This is a genomic window from Streptomyces sp. NPDC001222 (genome assembly GCF_042896945.1).
GTDB classification, from domain to species: Bacteria; Actinomycetota; Actinomycetes; order Streptomycetales; family Streptomycetaceae; genus Streptomyces; species Streptomyces gibsoniae.
This window is the reverse complement of sequence record NZ_JBIAXT010000007.1, coordinates 104,074-129,353: the sequence shown is the minus strand read 5'-3', so window position 1 is coordinate 129,353 and position 25,280 is coordinate 104,074. Positions and strand designations below refer to the sequence as shown.

At 70.6% G+C, this 25,280-nt stretch carries 24 protein-coding genes and 1 tRNA gene; 11 read left to right on the top strand and 14 right to left on the bottom strand.

Annotated features, from left to right (window positions below):
- Positions 1-78: 78 nt before the first annotated feature.
- From ACFY2Z_RS12730 to ACFY2Z_RS12710, 5 genes are all read right to left on the bottom strand, one after another.
- Positions 79-1,566 carry a peptidoglycan D,D-transpeptidase FtsI family protein gene (locus ACFY2Z_RS12730; RefSeq protein WP_390744190.1) on the bottom strand — a complete coding sequence of 496 codons (1,488 nt, stop codon included), beginning with the start codon at positions 1,564-1,566 and terminating at the stop codon, positions 79-81.
- Positions 1,563-2,999 carry an FtsW/RodA/SpoVE family cell cycle protein gene (locus ACFY2Z_RS12725; protein ID WP_390744189.1) on the bottom strand — a complete coding sequence of 479 codons (1,437 nt, stop codon included), beginning with the start codon at positions 2,997-2,999 and terminating at the stop codon, positions 1,563-1,565. Before ACFY2Z_RS12725 ends, ACFY2Z_RS12730 begins: the two co-directional genes overlap by 4 nt.
- 27 nt (positions 3,000-3,026) lie before the next feature.
- A complete protein-coding gene (locus tag ACFY2Z_RS12720) occupies positions 3,027-4,538 on the bottom strand; it encodes a Stp1/IreP family PP2C-type Ser/Thr phosphatase (protein WP_390744188.1) in 1,512 nt (503 codons plus the stop codon).
- A 120-nt stretch (positions 4,539-4,658) separates the two neighbouring features.
- Positions 4,659-5,171 (bottom strand): FHA domain-containing protein, encoded by a 513-nt coding sequence (locus ACFY2Z_RS12715; RefSeq protein ID WP_390744187.1) that lies wholly within the window; start codon positions 5,169-5,171, stop codon positions 4,659-4,661.
- 10 nt (positions 5,172-5,181) lie between these two features.
- Positions 5,182-6,033, bottom strand: a complete 852-nt coding sequence (locus tag ACFY2Z_RS12710) for an FhaA domain-containing protein (protein WP_390744186.1) — start codon at positions 6,031-6,033, stop codon at positions 5,182-5,184.
- Between the two features lie 705 nt (positions 6,034-6,738).
- Between ACFY2Z_RS12710 and ACFY2Z_RS12705 the strand changes: the two genes are divergently transcribed.
- Both ACFY2Z_RS12705 and ACFY2Z_RS12700 read left to right on the top strand, forming a co-directional pair.
- Positions 6,739-6,825, top strand: a tRNA-Leu gene (locus ACFY2Z_RS12705).
- Between the two features lie 396 nt (positions 6,826-7,221).
- On the top strand, positions 7,222-7,668 hold the full coding sequence (locus ACFY2Z_RS12700; protein WP_390744185.1) for an SRPBCC family protein: 447 nt from the start codon (positions 7,222-7,224) through the stop codon (positions 7,666-7,668).
- 136 nt (positions 7,669-7,804) lie between these two features.
- On the opposite strand, the gene ACFY2Z_RS12695 is transcribed toward ACFY2Z_RS12700, so the two are convergent.
- The gene (locus ACFY2Z_RS12695; protein WP_390744184.1) at positions 7,805-8,170 is read right to left on the bottom strand and encodes an MmcQ/YjbR family DNA-binding protein; all 366 of its coding nucleotides are present in this window, start codon (positions 8,168-8,170) and stop codon (positions 7,805-7,807) included.
- A gap of 426 nt (positions 8,171-8,596) precedes the next feature.
- Here ACFY2Z_RS12695 and ACFY2Z_RS12690 point away from each other — a divergent pair, with 426 nt between their 5' ends.
- From ACFY2Z_RS12690 to ACFY2Z_RS12675, 4 genes are all read left to right on the top strand, one after another.
- Entirely contained in the window at positions 8,597-9,259 is a 663-nt protein-coding gene (locus ACFY2Z_RS12690; protein ID WP_390744183.1) for a calcium-binding protein, read from the top strand.
- A 185-nt stretch (positions 9,260-9,444) separates the two neighbouring features.
- Positions 9,445-10,923: a DUF2252 domain-containing protein gene (locus ACFY2Z_RS12685; RefSeq protein WP_390744182.1), complete on the top strand. Its 1,479-nt coding sequence runs from the start codon at positions 9,445-9,447 to the stop codon at positions 10,921-10,923.
- Between the two features lie 132 nt (positions 10,924-11,055).
- On the top strand, positions 11,056-12,108 hold the full coding sequence (locus ACFY2Z_RS12680; RefSeq protein ID WP_390744181.1) for a hypothetical protein: 1,053 nt from the start codon (positions 11,056-11,058) through the stop codon (positions 12,106-12,108).
- Between the two features lie 86 nt (positions 12,109-12,194).
- Positions 12,195-12,524: a rhodanese-like domain-containing protein gene (locus ACFY2Z_RS12675; RefSeq protein WP_390744341.1), complete on the top strand. Its 330-nt coding sequence runs from the start codon at positions 12,195-12,197 to the stop codon at positions 12,522-12,524.
- Positions 12,525-12,569: 45 nt separating this feature from the next.
- Here the strand turns inward: ACFY2Z_RS12675 and ACFY2Z_RS12670 are convergent, their stop codons facing one another.
- The 6 genes from ACFY2Z_RS12670 to paaA all read right to left on the bottom strand — a co-directional run bounded on the left by ACFY2Z_RS12670 (position 12,570) and on the right by paaA (position 17,487).
- Positions 12,570-13,709, bottom strand: a complete 1,140-nt coding sequence (locus ACFY2Z_RS12670; protein ID WP_390744180.1) for an acyl-CoA dehydrogenase family protein — start codon at positions 13,707-13,709, stop codon at positions 12,570-12,572.
- A gap of 125 nt (positions 13,710-13,834) precedes the next feature.
- A complete protein-coding gene (locus ACFY2Z_RS12665) occupies positions 13,835-14,899 on the bottom strand; it encodes a 2Fe-2S iron-sulfur cluster-binding protein (RefSeq protein ID WP_390744179.1) in 1,065 nt (354 codons plus the stop codon).
- Positions 14,899-15,435: a 1,2-phenylacetyl-CoA epoxidase subunit PaaD gene (gene paaD / locus ACFY2Z_RS12660; protein ID WP_390744178.1), complete on the bottom strand. Its 537-nt coding sequence runs from the start codon at positions 15,433-15,435 to the stop codon at positions 14,899-14,901. The genes ACFY2Z_RS12665 and paaD overlap by 1 nt, the downstream gene beginning before the upstream one ends.
- A complete protein-coding gene (gene paaC, locus ACFY2Z_RS12655; RefSeq protein ID WP_390744177.1) occupies positions 15,429-16,148 on the bottom strand; it encodes a 1,2-phenylacetyl-CoA epoxidase subunit PaaC in 720 nt (239 codons plus the stop codon). Before paaC ends, paaD begins: the two co-directional genes overlap by 7 nt.
- Positions 16,145-16,432 carry a 1,2-phenylacetyl-CoA epoxidase subunit PaaB gene (gene paaB, locus ACFY2Z_RS12650; protein ID WP_311693716.1) on the bottom strand — a complete coding sequence of 96 codons (288 nt, stop codon included), beginning with the start codon at positions 16,430-16,432 and terminating at the stop codon, positions 16,145-16,147. Before paaB ends, paaC begins: the two co-directional genes overlap by 4 nt.
- Before the next feature lie 2 nt (positions 16,433-16,434).
- On the bottom strand, positions 16,435-17,487 hold the full coding sequence (paaA, locus tag ACFY2Z_RS12645; RefSeq protein WP_390744176.1) for a 1,2-phenylacetyl-CoA epoxidase subunit PaaA: 1,053 nt from the start codon (positions 17,485-17,487) through the stop codon (positions 16,435-16,437).
- Positions 17,488-17,778: 291 nt separating this feature from the next.
- Here paaA and ACFY2Z_RS12640 point away from each other — a divergent pair, with 291 nt between their 5' ends.
- The 3 genes from ACFY2Z_RS12640 (at position 17,779) to ACFY2Z_RS12630 (ending at position 20,701) form a co-directional block, all read left to right on the top strand.
- A complete protein-coding gene (locus ACFY2Z_RS12640; protein ID WP_390744175.1) occupies positions 17,779-18,603 on the top strand; it encodes a DUF5819 family protein in 825 nt (274 codons plus the stop codon).
- Positions 18,600-19,823, top strand: a complete 1,224-nt coding sequence (locus tag ACFY2Z_RS12635) for an HTTM domain-containing protein (RefSeq protein WP_390744174.1) — start codon at positions 18,600-18,602, stop codon at positions 19,821-19,823. The genes ACFY2Z_RS12640 and ACFY2Z_RS12635 overlap by 4 nt, the downstream gene beginning before the upstream one ends.
- Before the next feature lie 107 nt (positions 19,824-19,930).
- Positions 19,931-20,701, top strand: coding sequence for a TrmH family RNA methyltransferase (locus tag ACFY2Z_RS12630; RefSeq protein WP_390744173.1), 771 nt, complete (start codon positions 19,931-19,933; stop codon positions 20,699-20,701).
- 7 nt (positions 20,702-20,708) lie between these two features.
- Here ACFY2Z_RS12630 and paaN read toward each other — a convergent pair whose 3' ends face one another.
- Entirely contained in the window at positions 20,709-22,400 is a 1,692-nt protein-coding gene (gene paaN, locus ACFY2Z_RS12625; RefSeq protein WP_390744172.1) for a phenylacetic acid degradation protein PaaN, read from the bottom strand.
- Positions 22,401-22,548: 148 nt separating this feature from the next.
- Between paaN and ACFY2Z_RS12620 the strand changes: the two genes are divergently transcribed.
- Together ACFY2Z_RS12620 and ACFY2Z_RS12615 are read left to right on the top strand one after the other, a co-directional pair.
- Entirely contained in the window at positions 22,549-24,063 is a 1,515-nt protein-coding gene (locus ACFY2Z_RS12620; RefSeq protein WP_390744171.1) for a 3-hydroxyacyl-CoA dehydrogenase, read from the top strand.
- Positions 24,060-24,650, top strand: coding sequence for a TetR/AcrR family transcriptional regulator (locus ACFY2Z_RS12615; RefSeq protein ID WP_390744170.1), 591 nt, complete (start codon positions 24,060-24,062; stop codon positions 24,648-24,650). Before ACFY2Z_RS12620 ends, ACFY2Z_RS12615 begins: the two co-directional genes overlap by 4 nt.
- A 60-nt stretch (positions 24,651-24,710) precedes the next feature.
- On the opposite strand, the gene ACFY2Z_RS12610 is transcribed toward ACFY2Z_RS12615, so the two are convergent.
- On the bottom strand, positions 24,711-25,196 hold the full coding sequence (locus tag ACFY2Z_RS12610) for an Lrp/AsnC family transcriptional regulator (RefSeq protein ID WP_390744340.1): 486 nt from the start codon (positions 25,194-25,196) through the stop codon (positions 24,711-24,713).
- Positions 25,197-25,280 lie beyond the last annotated feature (84 nt).

Here is a 25,280-nt window from a genome sequence, read left to right as displayed (position 1 = left end):
TGTGACCTGGCCACATCCGCCACCCGATACAGGACCGGTATCGCAACGTGCACCGATGTGAAGGGGACGTGACAGGGGTCACTTCTTGCTGTTGATGACCGCCTCCATGACGTTCTTCGCGATCGGGGCGGCAAGACCGCCACCGGAGATGTCGTCACGGTTGGCGTTGTCGTCCTCGACCACCACGGCCACGGCGACCGGCGAGCTGCCGTCACCGAGCTTGGCGAACGAGATGAACCACGCGTACGGCTTCTCGCTGTTGTTCAGACCGTGCTGGGCGGTACCGGTCTTGCCGCCCACGGTGGCGCCGCCGATCTGAGCGTTCTTGCCGGTACCGTCCTTGACGACCGTCTCCATCATCGACTGCAGGATCTGGGCGTTCTTCTCGGACAGCGGACGGCTCATCTCCTGCGGCTGGGTCTGCGTGATCACGTCCAGGCCCGGCGTCTGCAGCTTGTCCACCATGTACGGCTTCATCAGCTTGCCGTCGTTGGCGACCGCCGAGGCGACCATCGCCATCTGCAGCGGGGTCGCGGCCGTCTCGAACTGGCCGATCGAGCTCAGCGCCGTCTGCGGCTTGTCCATGTCCTTGGGGAAGTTGGAGGCGTTGGACCGCACCGGCGTGTACTGCTCGGAGTCGAAGCCGAACTTCTTCGCCTCCTCCAGCATCTTGTCCTTGCCGAGGTCGGCGCCGATCTTGCCGAAGACCGTGTTGCAGGAGAACTGCAGCGCGACCCGCATGGTCGCGTTCTTGCAGGGGATGTTGCCCTCGTTCTTCAGCTCGGTCTTGGTGTTCGGGAGGATGTAGGGCAGCGGGGAGTCGGTGTTCTGGTCCGCGCCGCTGTACAGCCCGTTCTCCAGCGCCGCCGCCGCCGTGACCACCTTGAACGTGGAGCCCGGCGGGTAGGTCTCGCGCAGCGCCCGGTTCAGCATCGGGTCGCTCGGGTCGTTCTTCTTCTGCAGCTGCGTCCACGCCTTGGAGTCGACGGACGTGGAGTTGCCCGCGAACGACGACGGGTCGTACGACGGGTAGGACGCGAGCGCCAGGATCGCGCCCGTCTGCGGGTCCAGCGCGACGGCCGCGCCCTTGCCGCCGACGTTCTTCAGACCGTCGTAGGCGGCCTTCTGCGCGGCCGCGTTGAGCGTGGTGACGACGTTTCCGCCGGACTGCTGCTTGCCGGTCAGCATGTTCAGCGTGTTGCGGAAGAACAGCCGGTCGTCGTCGCCGGTGAGGATGCCGTCCTCGAGGGACTCCAGCTGCGTGGCCCCGAACGCCTGGGACGCGTAGCCGGTGACCGGCGCCCACATCGCGCCGTCCTTGTAGGTGCGCTTGTACGCGAAGTCGTTGAGGCTGTTGGTGGACGTCTTCTTCGACCCGGTGATCGGGTTGCCGTCGACGATGATGTCGCCGCGGGGCTTGGAGTACCGCGCGATCAGGACCCGGCGGTTGTTCGGGTCCGTGCGCAGCTTGTCGGCCTGGAGGTACTGGAGCCAGTTGTCGCGGACGAGCAGCGCGAGGACGAGGAGCCCGCAGAAGATCGCGATCCGGCGCAGAGGCTTGTTCACGGGCGGACCACCTGGGTCATTTCGGCGTCGGGGTTCGGAGCGGGGGACGGGGCCGGACGGCGCGCGGTGTCGCTGATGCGCAGCAGGATGCCGATCAGTGCCCAGTTGGCGATGACGGAGGAACCGCCGTACGCCAGGAAGGGCATCGTCATACCGGTCAGCGGGATGAGACCCATGACACCGCCGGCGACCACGAAGACCTGGAGCCCGAAGGCGCCGGACAGGCCCACCGAGAGCAGCTTGCCGAACGGGTCGCGGGCGGCGAGGGCGGTGCGCACGCCGCGCTCCACGATCAGACCGTAGATCAGCAGAAGCGCCATGATGCCGGCCAGGCCCAGCTCCTCGCCGAAGGTCGCGAGGATGAAGTCGGAGTTGGCCGCGAACCGGATGAGATCGGAGTGGCCCTGGCCGAGACCGGTGCCGAGGGTGCCGCCGGAGCCGAACGCCCACAGCGCCTGCATGGCCTGCTCGGAGTGGCCGGCGACGCCCTGGCGGCTGAGCATGAACTCCTTCATCGGGTCCATCCAGGCCTGGACACGCTGCTGCACGTGCGGCTCGAACGACGCCACACCGACCGCGCCGACCGCGGACATCAGCAGACCGAAGACGATCCAGCTGGTCCGCTCCGTGGCGACGTACAGCATGATGACGAACATTCCGAAGAACAGCAGCGACGTACCGAGGTCGGTCTCGAAGACCAGGATGAGGATCGAGATCGCCCACACGACGAGGATCGGGCCGAGGTCGCGGCCGCGCGGCAGGTACAGACCCATGAAGCGGCGGCTGGCCAGGGCGAGCGCGTCACGCTTCACCATCAGATAGCCGGCGAAGAAGACCGCCAGCACGATCTTGGCGAACTCACCGGGCTGGATACTGAAGCTGCCGACGTGGATCCAGATCTTCGCGCCGTAGATGTTGGCGCCGAGACCCGGGACGAGCGGCAGCAGGAGGAGGACGATCGCGCCCACCATGGAGATGTACGTGTAGCGCTGCAGGACCCGGTGGTCCTTCAGGAAGATCAGCACGACGGCGAAGAGGGCGATGCCCATCGCGGTGTACAGCAGCTGGCGGGGCGCCGCGGTGCCGGCCTGCTTGATGGCCTGCAGCAGCTTCGACTGGTCCAGCCGCCAGATGACGACCAGGCCGAGCCCGTTCAGCAGTGTCGCCAGCGGCAGCAGCAACGGATCCGCGTACGGGGCGAACTTCCGTACCACGAGATGGCCCACGCCGGCCAGCAGGCCGAGGCCGAGGCCGTAGCTCAGCAGGCCGGGCGGCACCTTGTTGTTGATGGCGAGGCCCACGTTGGCGTAGGCGAACACCGGAATGACGACGGCGAAGACCAGCAGCGCCAGTTCGGTGTTGCGGCGGCTCGGCGCGCCGATCGCGCCGATCGTGGACGTGTGATGCGTCGTCGTGTTCGTACTGCTGCTCATGGTGTGACAGGGCCCCTCACGGCTTGCTTACTGCTTACCGCACAGTGAGACGACCTTCTGCTCTTCCTCCGAGAGGGTGGGGCCGGGTGTGGGAGTGGGTGCGGTCGGTGACTTGGAGGTCGGCGCCGAGGGCGTCGGCGATGGCGAGGCCTTGGACGTCTGGGAGGTCTTTGTGGTTCCCGTGGCGGACCCGCCGGGCTTCGTGCTGCTCTGGCTGCCGCTCTTCTGGCGCTCGCTCTCCTTTTGGCACGCGGACGCCTGCACCGACAGCTCGGAGATCTTCGACTGGGCCGCCGTGAGGCCGCCCTCGGCGATGGTGGCCCGGATCTGCTTCTGCTGATACGGCGGCAGGTACTTGAGTTCGATCTCGGGGTGGTCCTTCTCCACCTTCGACAGCGACACCCAGGCGAGGTCCTGGCTGATACCGCGGTAGAGCGCCACATGCTCACCGTTGGTGCCGACGTAGTACTGCGTCTGCGTCCACTGGTAGGCGCCGTAGCAGCCGCCGCCGATCACGCCGAGCACGAGAGCCGTGTAGAAGGATCTCTTCAGCCACCTGCGGCCCCTGCGCGGCTTGATGAAGTCCTCGTCGGTGTAGTCGCCGAAGCTGCCCGCCGGGGCGTAGCCGTCGGTGTCACCGCTGCCGGGCGGGCCGAACTCGCCGCCGCCCTGCCCGGGCACCTGCCGGCCGAGACCGGCGGCGCGGCCCGCGGGCGTCTGCATGATGCCGTTGTCGTGCAGGTGGAGCTGGTTCTCGGCGACCGCGCCCACCACGACCGGGGTGTCGGACAACTGCCCGGCGAGGGTGTCCCCGGTGTCCAGGTCGAGGACGTCGGCCACGATGACCGTGATGTTGTCGGGGCCGCCCCCGCGCAGCGCGAGCTGGATCAGCTCCTGCACGGTCTCCTGCGGGCCCTGGTAGCTGGCGAGGGTCTCCTCCATCGTCTGGTGGGAGACCACTCCGGACAGCCCGTCGGAGCAGATCAGATACCGGTCGCCGGCCCGCACCTCACGGATCGACAGGTCGGGCTCGACATGGTCGCCGCTGCCCAGCGCCCGCATCAGCAGCGAGCGCTGCGGATGGGTCGTGGCCTCTTCCTCGGTGATGCGGCCCTCGTCGACGAGCCGCTGCACCCAGGTGTGGTCCTGCGTGATCTGCGTCAGGACGCCGTCCCGCAGCAGATACGCGCGCGAGTCGCCGACGTGCACGAGACCGAGCCGCTGACCGGTCCACAGCAGAGCGGTGAGCGTGGTCCCCATGCCCTCGAGCTGGGGGTCCTCCTCCACCATCGCCCGCAACTGGTCGTTGGCACGCTGCACCGCCGTGCCGAGCGAGGTGAGGATGTCCGAGCCCGGGATGTCGTCGTCGAGCGCGACGATCGTGGAGATCACCTCGGAGGAGGCGACCTCGCCGGCGGCCTGGCCACCCATCCCGTCGGCGATCGCGAGCAGCCGCGGACCGGCGTAACCGGAGTCCTCGTTGCCCTCGCGGATCATGCCTTTGTGCGATCCGGCGGCGAAGCGCAGTGACAGACTCATGCGCACCTCGCCTGTCGGCTCCGGGTACATCCGCACGGTGCCCACCCTCCGGTCGGGAGCGCGCCGGAGCCCATGGTGAGGGCCTCCGCTGCGTGCTCGCTCCGCTCGCTCATTGTCGTACTACTTCCGCAGCTCGATGACGGTCTTGCCGATGCGGATCGGCGCACCCAGCGGGATCGGTGTGGGGGTCGTCAGCCGGTTCCGGTCGAGGTACGTGCCGTTCGTGGACCCGAGGTCCTCGACGATCCACTGGCCGTCCCGGTCGGGGTAGATCCGGGCGTGCCGGCTGGAGGCGTAGTCGTCGTCCAGCACGATGGTGCTGTCGTGGGCGCGGCCGAGCGTGATGGTCTGGCCCTGCAGCGCGACCGTCGTGCCGGTCAGCGACCCCTCGGACACGACCAGCTTGGTGGGGGCACCGCGGCGCTGGCGGTTGCCGCTCGGCTGCTGCCGCTGCGGCGGCGGCCCCGCCGGCCGGGCCGCCTGCTGCGGCCGTCCGGCGTCACGGCGCGCGCCGCGCTGTGTGACACGCGTACCGAACAGGTCGCTGCGGATGACCTGCACGGCCACGATCACGAACAGCCACAGTACGGCCAGGAAACCCAGCCGCATGACCGTGAGGGTCAGCTCTGACATTGCCCCCGCTTCACCCTTCGGCTTGCCGGTAAATGATGGTGGTGCTGCCCACGACGATCCGCGAGCCGTCGCGGAGCGTAGCGCGGGTGGTGTGCTGCCCGTCCACCACGATGCCGTTGGTGGACCCGAGATCCTGGATCGTCGAGGGCGTTCCGGTCCGGATCTCGCAGTGCCGGCGGGAGACGCCGGGGTCGTCGATCCGCACGTCCGCCTCCGTGCTGCGACCCAGCACCAGCGTCGGACGGGAGATCTGATGGCGGGTGCCGTTGATCTCGATCCAGTAGCGGGTGCGCCCGCCGGACGCCGGAGCGGCACCGGGACGCTGACCCGCGGGCTGCGGGTACCCATAGCCGCCGGGGCGCCCGCCGGGCGGCGGCGCGGTCGGCATGGGCGGTGCTCCCGCCGGCGCGGCGGACGGCGGATAGCCGTAGCCGCTCGGGGCCTGCCGCCCGGAGGGGGCGGCGGGGGCGGAAGCCTGCTGGTCGGTGGAGGAGGCCAGGGTGCGGCTGCGCACCCGGTACAGACCGGTGTCGAGGTCGTCGGCCTTCTCCAGATGGACCTTGATCGGGCCCATGAAGGTGTAGCGCTGCTGCTTGGCGTAGTCGCCGACCATGCCGGCCAGCTCGTCGCCGAGCTGGCCCGAGTACGGGCTCAGGCGCTCGTAGTCCGGCGCGCTCAGCTCCACGATGAAGTCGTTGGGGACCACGGTCCGGTCGCGGTTCCAGATCGTCGCGTTGTTGTCGCACTCGCGCTGCAGCGCGCCGGCGATCTCCACGGGCTGGACCTCGGACTTGAACACCTTGGCGAAGGTGCCGTTGACCAGACCTTCGAGACGCTGCTCGAACTTCTTCAGGACTCCCATGGGGCACCTCCTCCGTCGTTGCCGTCCTGGGTACTGCTTACCTGGTACTGCTTACTGATCGTATCCACGCGCCGGAAAATCGGCTGGTTCCCCCTGTCGGCCCTGTCGACCGGTGTCGACGCCTGCGGCGTTCCCTCCGGACGACCTCTTCGAACTCCTTCTGCTCGTACTGCGTGCCCGTACCGCGTGCGCGCACTCCTGTGCATGGATCGTAGAGGCGGCTGCAGACCAGTGTCCCGCACCTGACCGCGGACCCTGCCCCCTCCTGGAGAGATGAGCGGGACCGGTACGAGGTTGATACGTGAACCGATTCGGGTTGAGACGTTGGGTGGGGGTGGGGGACGGGGGTGCTGAGGGGCGGAGACAGGGCGGTGGGGCGGGGGTCGTGGGTCGTGGGACATGGGAGGCCGGGTCGGCGCGGCTGAGGTTGTGGGACAGGGCGTGGCGTGGGGCGGGTGTCGGGGCCCCGGGCACGGCGGCAGGGTGCGGGGGTCAGGTGTGAGTGCCGGGCGGCCGTGGACCGCAGGTGGGGGCAGGTCCGGGGGGTGAGTGCCTCGCGTCGCTGGTCGCAGGGGGGGTGCGGGCGGGCGGGGCGGTAGCCCTGGGGGAAAGGGATGTGAACCCACCCTCTCCACCGTGCTAATGTTCTGGATGTCGGAAGGCGCCAGCACCGAAAAGGAGCGGGAGCCGGAAGACACACCCAATGCGCGGGTGGCGGAATAGGCAGACGCGCTGGATTCAGGTTCCAGTGCCCGCAAGGGCGTGGGGGTTCAACTCCCCCCTCGCGCACCACTAGGTAGTGACGAACGGGTCTCTGCCGGTGACGGAAGTCACCGCAGGGGCCCGTTTCTCGTTGTGCCCGGAGTTGTGAGACAACACACCGCCCGACCCTGGACGCAGTCGCCCCGTCAGTGAGCTATCTCACGGACGGGGGCAGCGGTTGTGCGGGTGACCCCTGGCCGTGCCGCAGTCGCACGGCGGCCTTGCCGCGCGAGTCGGTGAACACACAGTCGAATCCGTTCACGATCGTCGTCGACCCGGAGGGGACGGGCGGTGGGCCGGATGGAGACGGTGACGGAGGCACAGATGACTCCGCGGCGGGGCCCGTAAGAACTCTCGGGTCGCCTTGGGGTGACACTCTTCCTTCAGTGGAGCCGCCACCTGGGTCACCGCCCGCGAAGGACATCCGTGCCGCACTTCGAGATCGTCACCGTGCTTCCCGTCACTCCCGAGCGGGCATTCGATGCCTGTCTCGATGTCGAGGCGCACACCCGATCGATGGCCTCCTCCTCGGAACGGGCAGTAGGAGGCACGACACAGGGCAAGCTCGTGCTCGGCCAGGCGGTGACCTTACAGGCCCGGCACTTCGGCCTGACGTGGAGGCTGACCGCCCGCATCACCGACTGGGGTCCGCCACGGTTCTTCGTCGACGAGCAGGAAGCCGGCCCGTTCAGGCACTGGCGGCACACGCATCGCTTCGAACCGCACCGTGACGGCGGCACCCTCATGACCGACGTGATCGACTTCTCCTCGCCACTGGGCGTCCTGGGGCGGATCGCGGACTGTGCCGTCCTGCGCTGGTACATGCCAAGACTCATCAGGTCGCGTAACGCCTACCTGGCGGCGAACCTCTGAGGACACGTGCCTTTGTGGAGTGCCGGAGGTGAGTCCTCGCACTGCCGCATCGCCCCGAGGGAAACGGCAGGGCTGGTCGCGTGACGTATCTCACGTGCCTGTGATGCGCGGCACGTGATTCCTGGTCCTCGTTCGCTCAAGGGCGGTCGAGGCGCAGGCGTGCGGGCCGCGGCAGGCCCGCGACGACCAGGTCGTAGGAGTCCTCGATGAGTTCTCGGACCAGTTGGTCCGGCAGTTCGCCGTCCACCGTCACCGTGTTCCAGTGGCGCTTGTTCATGTGCCATCCCGGGACGATCAGCGCGGGGTGCTCACCCCGCAGCCGCAGCGCGTCCTCCGGGTCGCACTTCAGGTTCACGGTGAGCGGGCGGGCGCCCAGGCCCGTCAGGGCGAAGGCCTTGCCCTCCACCTTGAAGACGGAGAGCTCCTGGGCGGAGGGGAAGGGGAACTCCTCCACAGCCGCAGTGAAGGAAAGGCAGAAGGACCGCAACTGCTCGGGGGTCAATCCGGAGTCTCCTCGTCCTCGGAGGCGGGGCCTACCGGCTCGGCCGGGGCCGAACGCGAGCGTGAACGCCTGGCGGGACGTCACGCGCCCATTGGAACACGACCGGCCGGAAAAGGGCCCCGGACGCTGTCCCGTACGAGGCGGTGGACAACCCGGGGCATGCGTCGGAAGTCACATGTTCGGAAGTCACATGTGATGTTGCCCGACTCGCCTGTTCATCTTGGAGGTTACGCACGGCGCTCTCCCCTCGTCAGCCGCCGTGTGTCGGGTGCCGCATCGGTGCTGACGCTGGCCCTCGGCGTCGGCCTCACGGCCTAGGTCGCCCTGGCCACCACGGCCGGCGCCGCGACGACGTCGGCCACCGCCGCACTCGGAGCCAACGGCCGTCAGCTCTTCTACACGGCCGCCTCCGGCCAGACCAACAAGGTGACCGTCACCGAGTCCTCCACCCGCAACACCGCGAAGATCACCTATGTGATCGACGACATCGTCCCGATCACGGCCGGGACCGGCTGCGCCTACCCCGTCGGCCCCGACCACACCAAGGTCTCCTGCACCGTGACCACCGTGGACAGCCAGGACCCCTACGCCGCCCTCACGCTGAACGCCGGCGACGGCAACGACACCGGCACCGTCCACAACAACACCGGCCAGGCCTACTACCTCAACCAGATCTCCCTGGGCAGCGGCAACGACAGGCTGACCGACACCGGCACGGTCGACGGCAGCTTCGTCTCCGGCGACGCGGGCAACGACACCATCACGGTGGGTGCGGCCTCCGTGGTCTTCGCCGGTGACGGCAACGACACGGTCCACTCGACGGGCGACATCGTCGACGCCGGCAAGGGCGACGACGTGATCCACGGCGGCGCGGGCGACCAGAACCTTTCCGGCGGCGACGGCAACGACACCCTCCACGGCGGATCCGGCAACGACCTGCTGTACGGGGGCAAGGGCAACGACGTCCTCTACGGCAACAGCGGCGTCGACCAGCTGTACGGCGACAGCGGCAACGACCGGCTGTACGGCGGCCCCGGCAAGGACATCCTCTCCGGCGGCCCCGGCAGGAACGTCGTCCACCAGGACTGACCGTTCGCTCCCCGACCGCCCCTGGACACCGCCCCACCGTCCGCCGCGCTTCCCGGGCCACGCCGTCCGGCCGCCTGCCGGCCGCGCCGCACGCGAACCGGCGCTGACCAGGTTGTCCACAACTACCGAGTTGTCCACAGGGTCTGACGCTCCCCGCCCACCGGCTGTACGGTCATTCGCAGTTGATGTTCGTACAGCCGCAAGAACAGCGGACAACGGGGGAGGCGGTCGATGTGACCGAGACCGGCACGGTGACCGGGGCGGCGCTGCCGCTGCAGGCAAGCAGGATCGCCGCGGTGCGGGGCTTCGCGCCCTGGCCAACACCGGAATCACCCAAGGACGAGGGCAAGGCGCTGCGCGCCCGGATACGGCGCCGGGCGCACGCCGAACTCGTGGTGGACACCGGCCGCCCCGACGCGGTCACCGCCGTCGAGGAGTCCAACCACGGCCGCCTCCCCGAACTCACCCCCATACGCGTCGGCAGAATGGCCGCCACGCCCTTCGCGTTCCTGCGCGGCTCGGCCGGCCTCATGGCCTACGACCTCGCCCGAACCCCGGCCACGGGCATCCGCGCCCAGATCTGCGGCGACGCCCACGCGGCCAACTTCGGCCTCTACGCCGACGCCCGCGGCGGCCTCGTCATCGACCTGAACGACTTCGACGAGACGGTCCACGGCCCCTGGGAATGGGATCTCAAGCGCCTTGCCGCCTCCCTGGTCCTCGCCGGCCGCGTGGCCGGAGCCGGCGAGGACACCTGCCGGGCGGCGGCCCAGGACGCGGTCGGCGCCTACCGCCGCACGATGCGCCTGCTCGCCAGACTCCCCGTCCTGGACGCGTGGAACGCGATCGCGGACGAGGAACTGGTCTCCCACACCGACGCCCACGACCTGCTCGGCACCCTGGAGAGGGTCTCCGAGAAGGCCCGGGCCAACACGAGCGGACGGTTCGCGGCGAAGTCGACCGAGCCGGTCGACGGCGGCGGCCGCCGCTTCGTGGACGCACCGCCGGTGCTGCGCCGCATACCGGACGCGGAGGCGGCGGCGGTCGCCGCCTCGCTGGAGCACTATCTGACGACCCTGTCCGAGGACCGCCTCCCGCTGCTCGGGCGGTACGCGGTGCACGACGTGGCGTTCCGCGTGGTCGGCACGGGCAGCGTAGGCACCCGCTCCTACGTGGTGCTGCTCCTCGACCACCGCGGCGAACCACTGGTCCTCCAGGTCAAGGAGGCCCGCCCGTCCGCCCTGCTCCCGCATCTGGCGACGGCCGGCCACCCGATACCGGAGACGGAGCACGAGGGGCGCCGGGTCGTCCTCGGCCAGAAGAGGATGCAGGTCGTCAGCGACATCCTGCTGGGCTGGACGACGGTCGACGGACTCCCGTACCAAGTAAGGCAGTTCCGCAACCGCAAGGGCAGCGTCGACCCCGCGGCGCTGACCGCCGACCAGGTCGACGACTACGCCCGCATGACCGGAGCGCTGCTGGCCCGCGCCCACAGCCACAGCGCCGACCCGCGTCTGATCGCGGGCTACTGCGGAAAGAACGAGGAACTGGACGAGGCGATCGGTACGTTCGCCGTGGCCTACGCGGACCGCACGGAGGCGGACCACGCGGAGTTGGTGGCGGCTGTGCGGAGTGGGCGATTGGCGGGGGAGATGGGGGTCTGAGGGGGCTTGAGGGGGGTGGGGAGGGAGGGGGTGGGGGAGGGGGACCCCCCCAGAAGCTGCGGCGATCCGCTCGAAGGCCCAGGACCCCGACAGACCCCGCAGCCGCCCTCCCCCGTGTCATACGCTGGTGCGGTGACGACGCCCGAAGCCGAGCAGAGCGAGTCTGTGTCCGCTGCCGAGGAGCCGCTCGCCGAGAGCGCCGGTTCCGGGTCAGCCATGGGGACCGGGGAGGTGCGCGCTGCTTCCGGTGAAGCCATGGAGGCGGGCGATGACCGGAACGCCTCCGGTGAGACCGCAGCGACCGGCGAAGAATCCACTGCCTCCCCTACGGCCGCAGCGACCGGCGAGGGCTCTGCCGGCTCTCCTGCGACCGGGGAGCCCGGCGAGGGCGGTAGCGGCGAGGCCCCCGGGCCGCGGCCCGAGGAGCGGCTGGAGCAGGCCGTGCGGGCCGCCGAGCAGGCGTTGATCGAGTACGAGATCGCCGTGGAGACCTTCCGCGTCGAGGTGGAGAACTTCTCGCGGCTGCACCACCAGAAGCTGGGCCCGATGTACGCGCGTCTCGACGAGCTGGAGGCCGAGATCGCCGAGGCGCGGGCCGCCCGGAGCGGGGATCCGGAGGACATCCGGCTCGCTCACGAGGCCCGGGCCCGGGTCATGCCGATGCCGGGTGTGGAGGAGCTGTTCCACGGCTGGATGGACTCCGAAGGGCTGTTCCCGGAGGCCCAGGCGATGCTCACGGACCAGCCCGTGCGGCCCCCGCAGCGTGTGCGCCCCAGTGAGGAGGCCCGCAGGCTGTACCGCGAGCTGGCCCGTAAGGCGCATCCCGACCTGGCTCAGGACGAGGACGAGCGCAAGCGGCGCGACGAGTTCATCTCACGGGTCAACGTCGCGTACGCGCGCGGTGACGAAGCGCAGTTGCGGGAGCTCTCCGAGGAGTGGGCGGCCGGTCCCGTGCCCGAGGAACGCAGGCCGAGCCCCAGCGAGGAGCTGTACGCCCGTCTGGAGTGGCTCGCCCAGCGCAAGGACCTGCTCACGCTGGTGGCCCGGGAGCTGGAGGAGAGCGCGATCGGCTCGATGCTGCGGCTGGCCCCCGACGACCCCGACAGTCTTCTGAACGAGATCGCGGAGCGGCTGCTGGCCCAGGTCGCGGAGAAGGAAGCCGAGCTGGCGGCGCTGCACGGCTGATCCGTCCGGTCCGGCCCGGTGGAGTGGGGCGGGGCAGGTATGTGCGCCCGTCGGGTAGCGTCGGGGGTATGCATTTCGGAGCTGGTGTGCCCACGGTCGAGGTCGCGGACCTCAAGGACGGCGACTTTCTGCTGGACGTCCGTGAGGACGACGAGTGGCAGGCGGGTCATGCCGAGGGGGCGCTGCACATCCCTCTCAGCGAGTTCGTGGCTCGGTACGGTGAGTTCACCCAGGCGGCGCCGCAGGACGGGCGGGTCCATGTGATCTGCCGTTCCGGTGGGCGTTCGGCTCAGGTCACGATGTACCTGGCCCAGCAGGGTGTGGACGCGGTGAACGTCGACGGCGGCATGCAGGTCTGGGCCGCCGAGGGCCGTCCTGTCGTGGACGGCAAGGGCGAGCCGGGTTTCGTGCTCTAGTTCCGGAGGGCCGGCTCTGCCGGCTGCGGGCGGGTTTTGTGGCGGTCAGCCCAGAGGGTGTGTCGCCAGCAGGTCGCCCAGGGTTTCCTCGTGTGCCGCCGCGGGGCCGAGTGAGAGTTCCAGGTGCTTGGCCCAGGCGTGGTAGCGGTGCAGGGCGTAGTCCGTGTCGGCGCCGAATCCTCCGTGCAGATGCTGCGCGGTCTGCACGACCCGTCGGATGCCCTCCGACGCCCAGATTTTCGCGGTCGCCACGTCGCCGGCGGGGGGCAGTGCGCCCTGTGCGCCGGAGCTGATCCGCCATGCCGCCTGCCAGAGTGTGGCCTCCATGGCGCGCAGGTCGATGTACCGGTCGGCGGCCTGTACGGCGACCGCCTGGAAGGTGGCGATGGGGTGGCCGAACTGCTCTCGCCTGCCGGTGTACCCGCTGGTCATCTCCAGTACTTTCTCGCCGAGGCCGAGGGCGAGTGCGCAGGTCCCGGTGGTGAGGAGCAGCCGGAGTCCCTCCCAGGCGCCGTCGGCGTCCAGCAGATACCTGGCGGCGACGCGTGCGGAGTCCAGATGGAGTTCTGCGAGGCGTTCTCCGGTCGTGGAGAACTGGTCGGCGAGTACGACGCCTTCGTGTGCCCGCGGGACGAGGGCGAGGACGGTGCGGCCGGAGTCGCGGGTGTGTGCCGGTACGAGGACGAAGTCGGCGGTGTGGGCCCAGGGGATCGCCGTCTGGGTTCCGTCCAGCACCCAGGTGTCGTCTGTCTTCTGGCGTGCGACGACCGCGAGTTCGGCCGGGTCGTGGCCGGTGCGGCCGTGCGCGGCGACCGTGAGGGTCAGTTCTCCGCGGCCCGCCCGGGCGAGTAGTTCCTTCTTCGCTTCGGTGCTGCCGTGGGCCTGGACGGAGGTGGCCGCGGCGGTGTGCTCCAGCAGGGGGACGCGGGCCAGTGCCTTGGCGGACTCCCGGAGGACCAGGCAGAGCGCGATGGGGTCGAGGTCGGCGCCGCCGTACTCGGTGTCGAGGAGCAGGCTGAGCAGGTCCGCGTCCGCGAGCCGGGCCCACAGCGTGCGGTCGAAGTCGTCGGCGACGGCGCCCGGGGTGAGTGCGGGGCTGGGTACCCCGTCCGGCGCGACCCCGGCGAACTGGGCCTTTGCTGCCTCGAGTGCCGCCTGCTGCTCCTCGCTGAAGGTGAAGTCCACGGCCTGTCCTCCCGGCGGCTCCGCTGATCTGACGGAGCGTCAAGATAGAACAGGTTCTATGAGAAGGGAACGGTCCGGGAACGTGGAGCGGCACGGTTCCGGCGGTGCGCCGATGCCGGTGCCGCTCAGCGGTCGAAGTCCAGCTCCACCTTCTCCGTGACCGGGTGCGACTGGCACGCCAGCACATATCCCGCGTCCGTCTCCTCGGGCTCCAGCGCGAAGTTGCGGTCCATGCGCACCTCGCCCGAGACCAGGAAGGCCCGGCAGGTTCCGCACACTCCGCCCTTGCAGGCGTAGGGGGCGTCGGGCCGGTTGCGCAGAACCGTCTCCAGCAGCGATTCGCCGTCGCGGACCGGCCAGGTGCCGCCGCGCCCGTCGAGCCGGGCGGTCACGGCGCTGTGTGCGGGGACCGGTGCGGACGAGGTGACCGCGGTGGCCGCCTCCACGTGGAAGATCTCCTCGTGGATCCGCGTCCGCGGCACCCGGAGCCCGCGCAGTGCCCGCTCCGCCGACTGCACCAGTCCGAACGGTCCGCACAGGAACCAGCCCGCGACCTCGTCCACCGGGAGCAGCGCCGGCAGCAGCCCGGACAGCCGGTCCTCGTCGAGCCGGCCTGTCGGCAGTCCTGCCTGCTGTTCCTCCCGGGAGAGCACCGTGACCAGCTGGAACCGCTCGGGGAAGCGGTCCTTGAGGTCGGCGACCTCCTCCAGGAACATCGTGGAGGCGGACGTCCGGTCGCTTCGTATGAGGCAGAACCGGGCGCGGGGCTCGCGTGCCAGCAGGGTGGAGACGATGGACAGCAGGGGGGTGATTCCGCTGCCGCCGACGATCGCCGCGTACAGTCCGGGTGTCGGCTCCAGCGTGAACCGTCCTGCGGGGGTCATCACCTCCAGCTCGTCGCCGACGGCGATCTCCTTGAGCACGTAGGTGGAGAAGGCGCCTCCGTCGACCAGTCGGACCCCGACCCGCAGGGTGCCCGGACCCTCGTCGTCCGGGGCCGGTGCGGGGGAGCAGATCGAGTACGTACGCCGGACCTCCGTGCCGTCGACGGTGCGGCGCAGGGCGAGGTGCTGGCCGGGCGCGTGCCGGTACTCCTCGCGCAGTGCGGGCGGCACCGCGAAGGTCAGGGCCACGGAGTCATCGGTGAGCCGGTCGACGGCGGCCACGGGGAGCGGGTGGAACCGGGCCATCACAGCTCCTTGAAGTGGTCGAAGGGCTCACGGCAGGCGAGGCAGCGGCGCAGCGCTTTGCATGCGGTGGACGAGAAGCGGCTGAGCAGCTCGGTCTCGTCGGATCCGCAGAACGGGCAGCGCACGGGCTCCTCGGGTCCGGGGGCGTTCGCGGCCGTGCGGGTGGGGCCGAGGTCCAGGGGGACGGGGCCGGACGTCCGCCGGGTGCGGGGTGGCGCTATGCCGAACTCGCGCAGTTTGCGGCGGCCTTCGGCGGTGATGTCGTCCGTCGACCAGGCGGGGGTGAGCACCGTGCGCACCGTGACGTGGGATACGCCGTGTTCCCGGAGCACACGCTCTATGTCCAGGGCCATCGCCTCGATCGCCGGGCATCCCGTGTAGGTGGGGGTGAGTTCGACCTCCACCGCGTCGGGGCCCTGCACATGGACGGCTCGCAGGACGCCCAGTTCCTCCAGGGTGAGGACGGGCAGCTCGGGGTCGGGGACCGAGCCGGCGAGTCGGCGCAGTTCCTCTTCGAGGGCGGTGGCCGTCACCATGACGCCCCCGGGTGGCTGCGGTGCAGATGCTGCATCTCGGCGAGCATCCGTCCGAAGGGTTCGGTGTGCAGTCCTTGCCGGCCGGCGCCTGCGGCCCATGCCCCGGACCGGGGTCCTTCGGGCATGTCCAGGGTGGCGCGGCGCAGGACGTCATCGATCGAGTCCAGCCATGCGGCGCTCAATCCGGGCCAGTCGATGTCGAGGCCTTCGACGGGCTGGAACATCTCGCCTGTGAACCGCCACAGGGCCTGGCACGCCTGCTGCATCCGCTCGTGGCTGTTGTCCGTGCCGTCGCCGAGCCGCAGGGTCCACTGTTCGGCGTGGTCCTGGTGGTAGGCGACCTCCTTGACCGCCTTGGCGGCGAGGCCGGTGAACTCGCTCTCCGTGGTGGCCAGCCGGGTGTACAGCAGCCGCTGGTAGGTGGAGAAGTACAGCTGGCGGGCGATGGTGTGCGCGAAGTCGCCGTTGGGCTGTTCCACCAGTTGGAGATTGCGGAAGGCGCGCTCCTCGCGGAGGTAGGCGAGTTGGTCCTCGTCGCCGGCCATGGACAGCAGCACCCGGGCCTGGCCCAGCAGGTCCAGGGCGATGTTGGCGAGCGCGACCTCCTCTTCGAGCACGGGCGCGTGGCCCGCCCACTCCCCCAGGCGGTGCGAGAGCACCAGGGCGTCGTCACCGAGGGCCAGGGCGGCCGTGGTGTGCCGGGTGACGGTCACAGGTGCTTCACCCCTTCCGGGATCTCGTAGAACGTGGGGTGCCGGTAGGGCTTGTCGGCGGAGGGCTCGAAGAAGGGGTCCTTCTCGTCCGGTGAGGAGGCGGTGATCGCGGTGGACGGCACGACCCAGATGGATACGCCCTCGCCGCGCCGGGTGTACAGGTCACGTGCGTTGCGCAGCGCCAGCTCGGCGTCCGGGGCGTGCAGGCTGCCGGCGTGGGTGTGCGAGAGCCCTCGGCGGGAGCGCACGAAGACCTCCCACAGCGGCCACTCTTCGGTCGTCATGGTCACGCCTCTCCGTTCTCGTCGGCCCTGGTCGCCGATCCTGCGCCCGTGGTGCGCGCGTGCTCGTCGGCCGCGCCCGTCCCGTTGTGCTTCGCCGCGTACGCCGCGGCCGCCTCCCGTACCCAGGCGCCCTCGTCGTGCGCCTGCCTGCGCTGGGTCAGCCGCTGCTCGTTGCAGGGGCCGTTGCCCTTGAGGACGTCCCAGAACTCGGTCCAGTCGATGGGTCCGAAGTCGTGGTGTCCGCGCTCCTCGTTCCATACGAGGTCCGGGTCGGGGAGGGTGAGCCCCAGCGATTCGGCCTGGGGGACGCAGATGTCGACGAAGCGCTGGCGCAGCTCGTCGTTCGAGTGGCGCTTGATCTTCCAGGTCATCGACTGCGCGGAGTGCGACGACTCGTCGTCGGGCGGGCCGAACATCATCAGGGAGGGCCACCACCAGCGGTTCACCGCGTCCTGGGCCATCTCGTGCTGCTCCGGTGTGCCGTGGCTGAGGGCCATCAGCAACTCGTATCCCTGGCGCTGGTGGAAGGACTCCTCCTTGCAGACACGGACCATCGCGCGTGCGTAGGGGCCGTAGGAGCAGCGGCACAGGGGGACCTGGTTGGTGATGGCGGCGCCGTCCACCAGCCAGCCGATGGCGCCGACGTCTGCCCAGGTCAGCGTGGGGTAGTTGAAGATCGAGGAGTACTTCTGGCGGCCCGAGTGGAGCTTGTCGAGCAGTTCGTCGCGGCTGGTGCCGAGTGTTTCCGCCGCGCTGTACAGATACAGCCCGTGGCCTGCTTCGTCCTGGACCTTGGCCATCAGGATCGCCTTGCGGCGCAGGGACGGCGCGCGGGTGATCCAGTTGGCTTCCGGCTGCATGCCGATGATCTCGGAGTGCGCGTGCTGGGCGATCTGCCGGACCAGGGTGGCGCGGTAGGCGTCGGGCATCCAGTCGCGCGGCTCGATGCGCTCGTCGGCGGCGACGGCGGCGTCGAAGCCGGCCTCGTAGGCCGCTGTGTCCGCCTGTGCCGTGCCGTCCGCGTGGGCCGTCCGGTGCGCTGCTGCTGTCGCCATGCGATCCCCCTCGACCACTCTCTCCCGACCGATCGTTCGGTCGTGTCGGTTCAATGGTGGGACGTGGCGCCGTAGGGTGTCAACCGCTGTGGACAATCTCCGGGCAGCCCTCCGCCGCTGTGACCGATGCGCTGTGCGGGGCGGGGGTCTGAGTACCGTTCCCGTGCGCACACCGTGGGGTGCTGCGAACGGGTGACCCGGCCGGCCCGGCCCGGGTCGGAGACGGTCGTCGGACAGCGCCTGCGGCACGGGACGGCACCGAGGGCACGGAAGCTCGGGAGACGGGGCGGGATGGACACGTACGACGAGGAGCCGGTCGCCCGGCGGGAGCAGCCGGGCGACCCGGCCGACCAGGTGTCCCCTCTGCCCGCCGGCACCGACCGCGACGTGTCTCCCGACCCGCGCCCCGGGGAGGCCACGGACGCGCGGGAGGCGGAGGGGCCCGCGCCGGACCCGGCGGCCGCGCGCACCGGTGTCGCCGCCCTCTCCCTGCGCTACCAGATAGCCGCCGCGCTGGTCCTCGCGGTCGTCGCCGTCACCGCATGTGTGCACCTGAGCATGGTGTTCCTGCACGTCGCGCCGGCGAACGTCGTCAGCAAGCAACACAGCAAGGCGATCAACGACTGGATCTATCCCGAGTTCGAGCAGAACTGGAAACTGTTCGCGCCCGACCCGCTGCAGCAGAACATCGACGTCCAGGCACGGGCCGAACTGCTCACCGGGGACGGCGACCGGCGGACGACGGGCTGGTACGACCTGTCCGCGCTCGACGGTGCCGCCATCGACGGCAACCTGCTGCCGAGCCACACCCAGCAGAACGAACTGCGCCGGGCCTGGGATTTCTACGTCACCTCGCACGACGGCCAGAACCGTCCCGTCGGCCTGCGCGGCACCCTGTCCGAGGACTATCTCCGCCGGGCCGTCGCGCTGCGCCTCGACCGCGAGCACGCGGCTCAGCAGGGCGAGAGTGTCGAAAGCGTCCAGGTCCGCTCCCGCACCACCGAGGTGCCGCCGCCGAAGTGGAGCGGGGAGAAGGTCAGCACGGCGCCGGTGTACCACCGGCTGCCCTGGTGGCCGCTGCCGGACGGCGAGCGGACGGAGGCGAGCGCCCGATGAACCGGTTCGCCGTGTGCGTCTCACGCGCTGTCGCCCACGTCACCGACGCCGCCCTCGGCCCGTACCAGACCGCGATCGTCCGCATCGGCTTCGCCACCACCTGGCTGCTGTTCCTGCTGCGCGAGCTGCCGCACCGCCAGGAGCTGTACGGGCCCGACGGCCCCTGGAGTTGGGACCTGGCCCGGCAGCTCACCGCGAACAACCACGCCTTCTCGGTCCTGATGTGGTCCGGCGGTCAGATGTGGTTCGAGACCGTGTACGCCCTCGCCCTGCTGTCGAGCGCCCTGCTGCTGGCCGGCTGGCGGACCCGCACCATGTCGCTGCTGTTCATGGTGGGCGTGCTGTCACTGCAGAACCGCAGCGTCTTCATGGGCGACGGCGGTGACAACGTCATCCACCTGATGGCGATCTACCTGGTGTTCACCCGCTGCGGGCAGGTGTGGTCGCTGGACGCGCGGCGCGCCCGGCGGGCCGCCGCTGCACGCGCGCGTGGTGAGGAGCCGCGGCCCGACCGGGCGGGCCCCGCCCTGTGGGTCGTGCTCGGTCTCGTGCTGGCCGTGCCGTCGGTCGCGGGCTGGATCAGCGAGGCCTGGCTCGTCGTGTTCTGGGGGCTGTGGGCCGTGCAGGGCCTGTGGTGGTACGTCGGCCGGCGCGCCCCTCATGGGGAACCGCGCATCCTGCTGGACGTCGTCGCCAACCTGGTCCACAACGCCGCCCTGCTCGTGATCATGGCGGAGGCGTGTCTGATCTACTCGACCGCCGGCTGGTACAAGATCCAGGGGTCGCGCTGGCAGGACGGAACCGCGGTCTACTACCCGCTCCACATCGACTACTTCTCGCCGTGGCCCGCCCTGTCCGACCTGTTGTCCGCGCACGGTGTGACCGTGCTGCTGATGACGTACGGCACGGTCGCCGCGCAGGTCGCGTTCCCGTTCACGCTGTTCAACCGGCGGGTGAAGAACGTCCTGCTGGCGGTCATGATGACCGAGCACGCGGTGATCGCCGTGGTGCTCGGGCTGCCCTTCTTCTCGCTCGCGATGATCGCGGCCGACGCCGTGTTCCTGCCGACGTGGTTCCTGCGGCGGCTGGGCGGCTGGGCGGCACGCGCGCGTGGACGGCTCGCGAGGCCCGCCGCCCGGCTTCCGCTGCCCCGCCCGCGCGGGCCCCGGCCGCCCGCCGAGGAGCCGGCCGAGCAGCCGCAGGCGAGCCCGGCGACATGAGTTCGTCAGCGGTCCGGCCCGGCGGTCCGTCGCACTGGCCGCGCCGAGGCGCCATGGCCCGGTCGCCCGGAAGCCCGGTGGCCTGCGGCGCACGTAGGCTGCACGGCATGACGGACCCGTATCGCAGCACCGCCGCTCCGCTGGGCACCTGGCACCGGCTCGCCGACGACCTGGTCCTGCTCGACGGCTTCCACGCGCTCAAGCACGCGGTCCGCTTCCACGCGCGCGTGCCGGTCGCCGTCACCACCGACCGGGGGGCGGCGCTCGCCCTGGCCGACGAGTTGGCGCCCGATGTGCGCGAAGTGCTGGAGGCGCTGCTGACGGAGGTGCCCGAGGAGAGCTACCGGGCCCTGGTGCCGCGCCCCCATCCCACCGCGGTCGCCGCCCTCGCCGAGCGGCCCTCGCGCGAGGCCCATCTCGAAGCGCTGCGGCGTATGCCCCGCACCGCCCCCGTGATCGTCCTCGACAACCCGCGGAACCTGGGCAACGCCGGAGCGGTGATCCGGCTCGCGGCCGGGTTCGGCGCTACGGGCGTGGTGACCACCGGCACGCTCGACCCCTGGCATCCCACGGTGGTGCGAGGCGGGGCGGGACTCCACTTCGCGACCGCCGTGGAGCGGCTGTCCGTGGCCGAGCTGCCGCCGGGCCCGGTGTTCGCGCTGGACCCGGCGGGCGACGACATCCGCGCCCTGAAGCTGCCGGACGACGCCGTGCTCGCCTTCGGCTCCGAGCGCACCGGTCTGTCGGCCGACCTCCGCGCCCGCGCCGACCACCTGGTGTCCCTGCCGATGCGCCCCCAGGTCTCCAGCTACAACCTCGCCACCAGTGTGGCCATGACGCTGTACCACTGGAGTGCCACCGGGGGCGCACCCGCCTGAGCCGCCGCTACGCCTCCCGGCGGACCTCCACCACCCGGAAGCGGTTCGCCACGAACGCCCCGTCGCACAGGGCCGCGTTGGCCGCCGGGTTGCCGCCCGAGCCGTGGAAGTCGGAGAAGGCGGCCGTCTGGTTGACGTACACCCCGCCGGTCAGGTTGAGCGAGAGCTGCGCGGACTCCTCCAGGCAGGCCTCCTCGACGGCCTGCTCGACCTCCTCGGAAGTGGTGTAGGCGCCGACGGTCATCGCGCCCTTCTCCCGGACGGTGCGACGCAGCAGCTCCACCGCGTCCGCCGCCGAGTCGACCGCGACGGCGAAGGAGACCGGGCCGAAGCACTCGCTCATGTAGGCGGCCTCGGAGTCCGGCTTGGCGCCGTCGAGCTTCACGATCACCGGGGTGCGCACGACCGCCTGCGGGAACTCCGGGTTGGTGATCTCCCGGGAGGCCAGGGCGACCTCGCCGAGTCCGGCCGCCGCCTCCAGGCGGGCCTTCACGTCGGGGTTCACGATCGCGCCGAGGAGTGCGTTCGCCCGCGCGTCGTCGCCCAGGAGGCCGTCGACCGAGCGCGCGAGATCCGCGACCACCTCGTCGTACGACTTCGGGCCCTCGTCGGTGGTGATGCCGTCCCGCGGGATCAGCAGGTTCTGCGGGGTGGTGCACATCTGCCCGCTGTACAGCGACAGGGAGAACGCCAGGTTGGACAGCATCCCCTTGTAGTCGCCGGTCGACTCCACGATCACCGTGTTGACGCCGGCCTTCTCCGTGTAGACCTGGGCCTGGCGGGCGTTGGTCTCCAGCCAGTCACCGAACGCCGTGGAGCCCGTGTAGTCGATGATGCGGATCTCGGGGCGCACCGCGAGCGTCTTGGCGATGCCCTCGCCCGGCCGCTCGGCGGCCAGTGCCACCAGGTTCGGGTCGAAGCCTGCCTCGGCGAGCACCTCGCGGGCGATCTGCACGGTGAGGGCGAGCGGCAGCACCGCGCGCGGGTGCGGCTTGACGAGGACCGCGTTGCCGGTGGCCAGGGAGGCGAACAGGCCCGGGTAGCCGTTCCACGTCGGGAAGGTGTTGCAGCCGATGACCAGGGCGATGCCCCGCGGGACCGGCCGGAACGCCTTGGTGAGCACCAGCGGGTCGCGCTTGCCCTGTGGCTTGGTCCACTCCGCGGTCTCGGGGGTGCGGACCTGCTCCGCGTACGCGTACGCCACCGCCTCCAGGCCGCGGTCCTGGGCGTGCGGGCCGCCCGCCTGGAACGCCATCATGAACGCCTGGCCGCTGGTGTGCATGACCGCGTGCGCGAACTCGTGCGTCCGGTCGCTGATGCGCTTGAGGATCTCCAGACACACGAGCGCGCGCGCCTCGGGGCCCGCGTCCCGCCAGGCCCGCTGGCCGGCGCGCATGGCGGGCAGCAGGACGTCGATGTCCGCGTGGGGGTAGGTGATCCCCAGGTCGAACCCGTAAGGCGAGACCTCGCCGCCCGTCCAGTCGTCCGTGCCCGGCTGGCCGAGGTCCAGCCGGGTGCCGAGGAGGGCGTCGAAGGCGGTCTTGCCGGCCGCGGCGTCCAGGCTGCCGTGCTCCCCGTAGGCCTTGGGGTGCTCGGGGTGCGGGGACCAGTAGGCGCGGGTGCGGATGGCTTCCAGCGCCTGGTCGAGAGTGGGCCGGTGCTGGGCGATCAGCTGCTGCGCGGTGAGTTCGGCGGCCATGCGGGACCAACTCCTCGTCTCAAGAACTCTTCGTCGAGCTCATGACCTGGGCAGGAACAGGCGGACAGGGTTAGAGTAACCGAACGATCGGTCGGGACAAGGGGGCCTGCCGTATCTGTGGAAAACCGCGTGCGGGAGGATCGCGCACATGACAGCACTCGACCTCAGCAGCCCTGTGGCCGTCGTGGGCACCGGCACCATGGGCCAGGGCATCGCCCAGGTCGCGCTGGTCGCGGGTCACCCCGTGCGGCTGTACGACGTCGCCCCGGGCCGCGCCCGCGAGGCCGCCGCCGCGATCGGTGCCCGCCTGGACCGGCTGGTGGAGAAGGACCGGCTCACCCCGGCCGAGCGGGACGGGGCCCGCGCCCGCCTGGCGCCAGTCGAGAACCTGGCCGAGCTCGCGGACTGCTCGCTCGTCGTGGAGGCGGTCCTGGAGCGTCTCGACGCCAAACAGCAGCTGTTCCGGGAGCTGGAGGACGTCGTCGGCGACGACTGCCTGCTCGCCACCAACACCTCGTCCCTGTCCGTGACCGCCGTGGGCGGCGCGCTGCGCAACCCGGGTCGCTTCGTCGGCCTGCACTTCTTCAATCCCGCGCCGCTGATGCCGCTGGTGGAGGTCGTCTCCGGGTTCGCCACCGACGTCACGTCCGCCACGCGCGCGTACGAGACGGCCCGCGCCTGGGGCAAGACACCGGTCGCCTGCGCGGACACCCCCGGCTTCATCGTCAACCGCATCGCGCGGCCCTTCTACGCCGAGGCGTTCGCGGTGTACGAGGCGCAGGCCGCCGACCCCGCCACCATCGACGCGGTCCTGCGCGAGTCTGGCGGCTTCCGGATGGGCGCGTTCGAGCTGACCGACCTCATCGGGCAGGACGTCAACGAATCCGTCACCCGCTCCGTGTGGGAGTCCTTCTTCCAGGACGTGCGCTTCACGCCCTCCCTCGCCCAGCGTCGGCTGGTGGAGTCCGGCCGGCTCGGCCGCAAGGCGGGACAGGGCTGGTACGGCTACGGGGACGGCGCCGAGCGGCCCGAGCCGCACACCGCGGAGCCGGCGCAGGCACCCGCGTACGTCGTCGCCGAGGGCGATCTGGGCCCCGCCTCGGAACTGCTCGCGCTGATCCGCGAGGCGGGCATCGGCATCCGTGAGGACGAAGAGGACCACGGAACCCGTCTGGTGCTCCCCGGCGGCGGTCAGCTGGCTCTCGCGGACGGGCAGACCTCCGTCGAGTTCCGGGACGTCGTCTACTTCGACCTGGCGCTCGACTACCGCAGGGCGACCCGGATCGCCCTGTCCGCCTCCCAGGACACCTCGCACCGGACCCTCGCCGAGGCCGTCGGGCTCTTCCAGGCGCTCGGCAAGGACGTCAGCGTCATCGGGGACGTGCCCGGCATGATCGTCGCCAGGACGGTGGCCCGGATCGTCGACCTGGCGCACGACGCCGTCGCCAAGGGCGTGGCCACCGAGGAGGACATCGACACCGCGATGCGGCTCGGCGTCAACTACCCCCTCGGCCCCTTCGAGTGGAGCCGCCGACTCGGCCGCGGCTGGGCCTACGACCTCCTGGACGACCTGCACATGCGCGACCCGTCCGGACGGTACGCCCCGTCCCTCGCGCTCTACCGCCACGCGTACGCCTCCGAGAAGCGGGAGAGCACCTCATGACCACGGCCAGGCGCGACACGTACACCCCGGAGAGCCTGCTCTCCGTCGCCGTGCAGGTGTTCAACGAGCGCGGCTACGACGGCACCTCCATGGAGCACCTCTCCAAGGCCGCCGGCATCTCCAAGTCGTCGATCTACCACCATGTCTCGGGCAAGGAGGAGCTGCTGCGCCGAGCCGTCAGCCGGGCGCTGGACGGCCTCTTCGGGATCCTCCAGGAGGACCACGCGCGCGTGGGCCGTTCCGTGGAGCGGCTGGAGTACGTCGTGCGGCGCATGGTCGAGGTGCTCATCACCGAGCTGCCCTATGTGACGCTGCTGCTTCGGGTGCGCGGCAACACCGGGACCGAGCGGTGGGCGCTGGAGCGGCGCCGCGACTTCGACCACCAGGTCGCCGAACTGCTCAAGGCCGCCGCCGCCGACGGGGACGTACGCGGTGACATCGAGGTGCGGCTCGCGACACGGCTCGTCTTCGGGATGATCAACTCGATCGTGGAGTGGTACCGGCCCGAGGGGCGGGGCATGGGTGAGCGCGAAGTGGCCGACGCGGTGGTGCAGTTGGTCTTCTCGGGGCTGCGCACCGAGCACTGAGGGGCCGGATCGGACCGAGGCCCGCCCCTGTGCGGCTCCTGGTCCGCCGGGTCCGCACGGTCAGCTGTCCGGTTCCAGATCCTCTTCCTCGAACACCAGCAGCGTGCGCGTGCTGAGCACTTCGGGGATCGCCTGGAGCCGGGTGAGGACCAGTTCGCGCAGGGCCCTGTTGTCGGGCGTGTGCACCAGGAGCAGGACGTCGAAGTCGCCGCCCACCAGGGCGATGTGGGAGGCGCCGGGGAGCAGGCGCAGCTGCTCGCGGACCGTGCGCCAGGAGTTCTGGACGATTTTCAGGGTGATGTAGGCCGAGGTGCCCTGACCGGCGCGTTCATGGTTGACCCGGGCGCCGAAGCCGCGGATCACGCCGTCGTCGATGAGCCGGTTGATCCGTGCGTAGGCGTTGGCGCGGGAGACGTGCACATGCTCGGCGACCGACCGTATCGAGGCACGGCCGTCCGATTGGAGTATCTGCAGGATGTCCCGGTCGATGGCGTCCAGGGGGCGGGGGGGCGGCAGGGCCGGGCCGTGCTCCGGTGGCTCGGCCATTTGTTCAGGTGCCATGTGCCCCCGCCTCTCTACCATGGACGTACTGCGTCCATCTCAGGTTGTGGAGAACCGTTTGTCCACAGC

Excerpts from the sequence above, each read along its gene's own strand:
- paaA (WP_390744176.1), bottom strand. The coding sequence starts at position 17,487 with ATGGCGACAGCAGCAGCGCACCGGACGGCCCACGCGGACGGCACGGCA.
- ACFY2Z_RS12640 (WP_390744175.1), top strand. The coding sequence starts at position 17,779 with ATGGACACGTACGACGAGGAGCCGGTCGCCCGGCGGGAGCAGCCGGGC.
- ACFY2Z_RS12615 (WP_390744170.1), top strand. The coding sequence starts at position 24,060 with ATGACCACGGCCAGGCGCGACACGTACACCCCGGAGAGCCTGCTCTCC.
- ACFY2Z_RS12635 (WP_390744174.1), top strand. The coding sequence starts at position 18,600 with ATGAACCGGTTCGCCGTGTGCGTCTCACGCGCTGTCGCCCACGTCACC.
- ACFY2Z_RS12685 (WP_390744182.1), top strand. The coding sequence starts at position 9,445 with ATGTTCGTACAGCCGCAAGAACAGCGGACAACGGGGGAGGCGGTCGAT.
- ACFY2Z_RS12715 (WP_390744187.1), bottom strand. The coding sequence starts at position 5,171 with ATGTCAGAGCTGACCCTCACGGTCATGCGGCTGGGTTTCCTGGCCGTA.
- ACFY2Z_RS12665 (WP_390744179.1), bottom strand. The coding sequence starts at position 14,899 with ATGGCCCGGTTCCACCCGCTCCCCGTGGCCGCCGTCGACCGGCTCACC.
- ACFY2Z_RS12630 (WP_390744173.1), top strand. The coding sequence starts at position 19,931 with ATGACGGACCCGTATCGCAGCACCGCCGCTCCGCTGGGCACCTGGCAC.
- paaN (WP_390744172.1), bottom strand. The coding sequence starts at position 22,400 with ATGGCCGCCGAACTCACCGCGCAGCAGCTGATCGCCCAGCACCGGCCC.
- paaD (WP_390744178.1), bottom strand. The coding sequence starts at position 15,435 with ATGGTGACGGCCACCGCCCTCGAAGAGGAACTGCGCCGACTCGCCGGC.
- paaB (WP_311693716.1), bottom strand. The coding sequence starts at position 16,432 with ATGACGACCGAAGAGTGGCCGCTGTGGGAGGTCTTCGTGCGCTCCCGC.
- ACFY2Z_RS12725 (WP_390744189.1), bottom strand. The coding sequence starts at position 2,999 with ATGAGCAGCAGTACGAACACGACGACGCATCACACGTCCACGATCGGC.
- ACFY2Z_RS12620 (WP_390744171.1), top strand. The coding sequence starts at position 22,549 with ATGACAGCACTCGACCTCAGCAGCCCTGTGGCCGTCGTGGGCACCGGC.
- ACFY2Z_RS12710 (WP_390744186.1), bottom strand. The coding sequence starts at position 6,033 with ATGGGAGTCCTGAAGAAGTTCGAGCAGCGTCTCGAAGGTCTGGTCAAC.
- ACFY2Z_RS12610 (WP_390744340.1), bottom strand. The coding sequence starts at position 25,196 with ATGGCCGAGCCACCGGAGCACGGCCCGGCCCTGCCGCCCCCCCGCCCC.
- ACFY2Z_RS12720 (WP_390744188.1), bottom strand. The coding sequence starts at position 4,538 with ATGAGTCTGTCACTGCGCTTCGCCGCCGGATCGCACAAAGGCATGATC.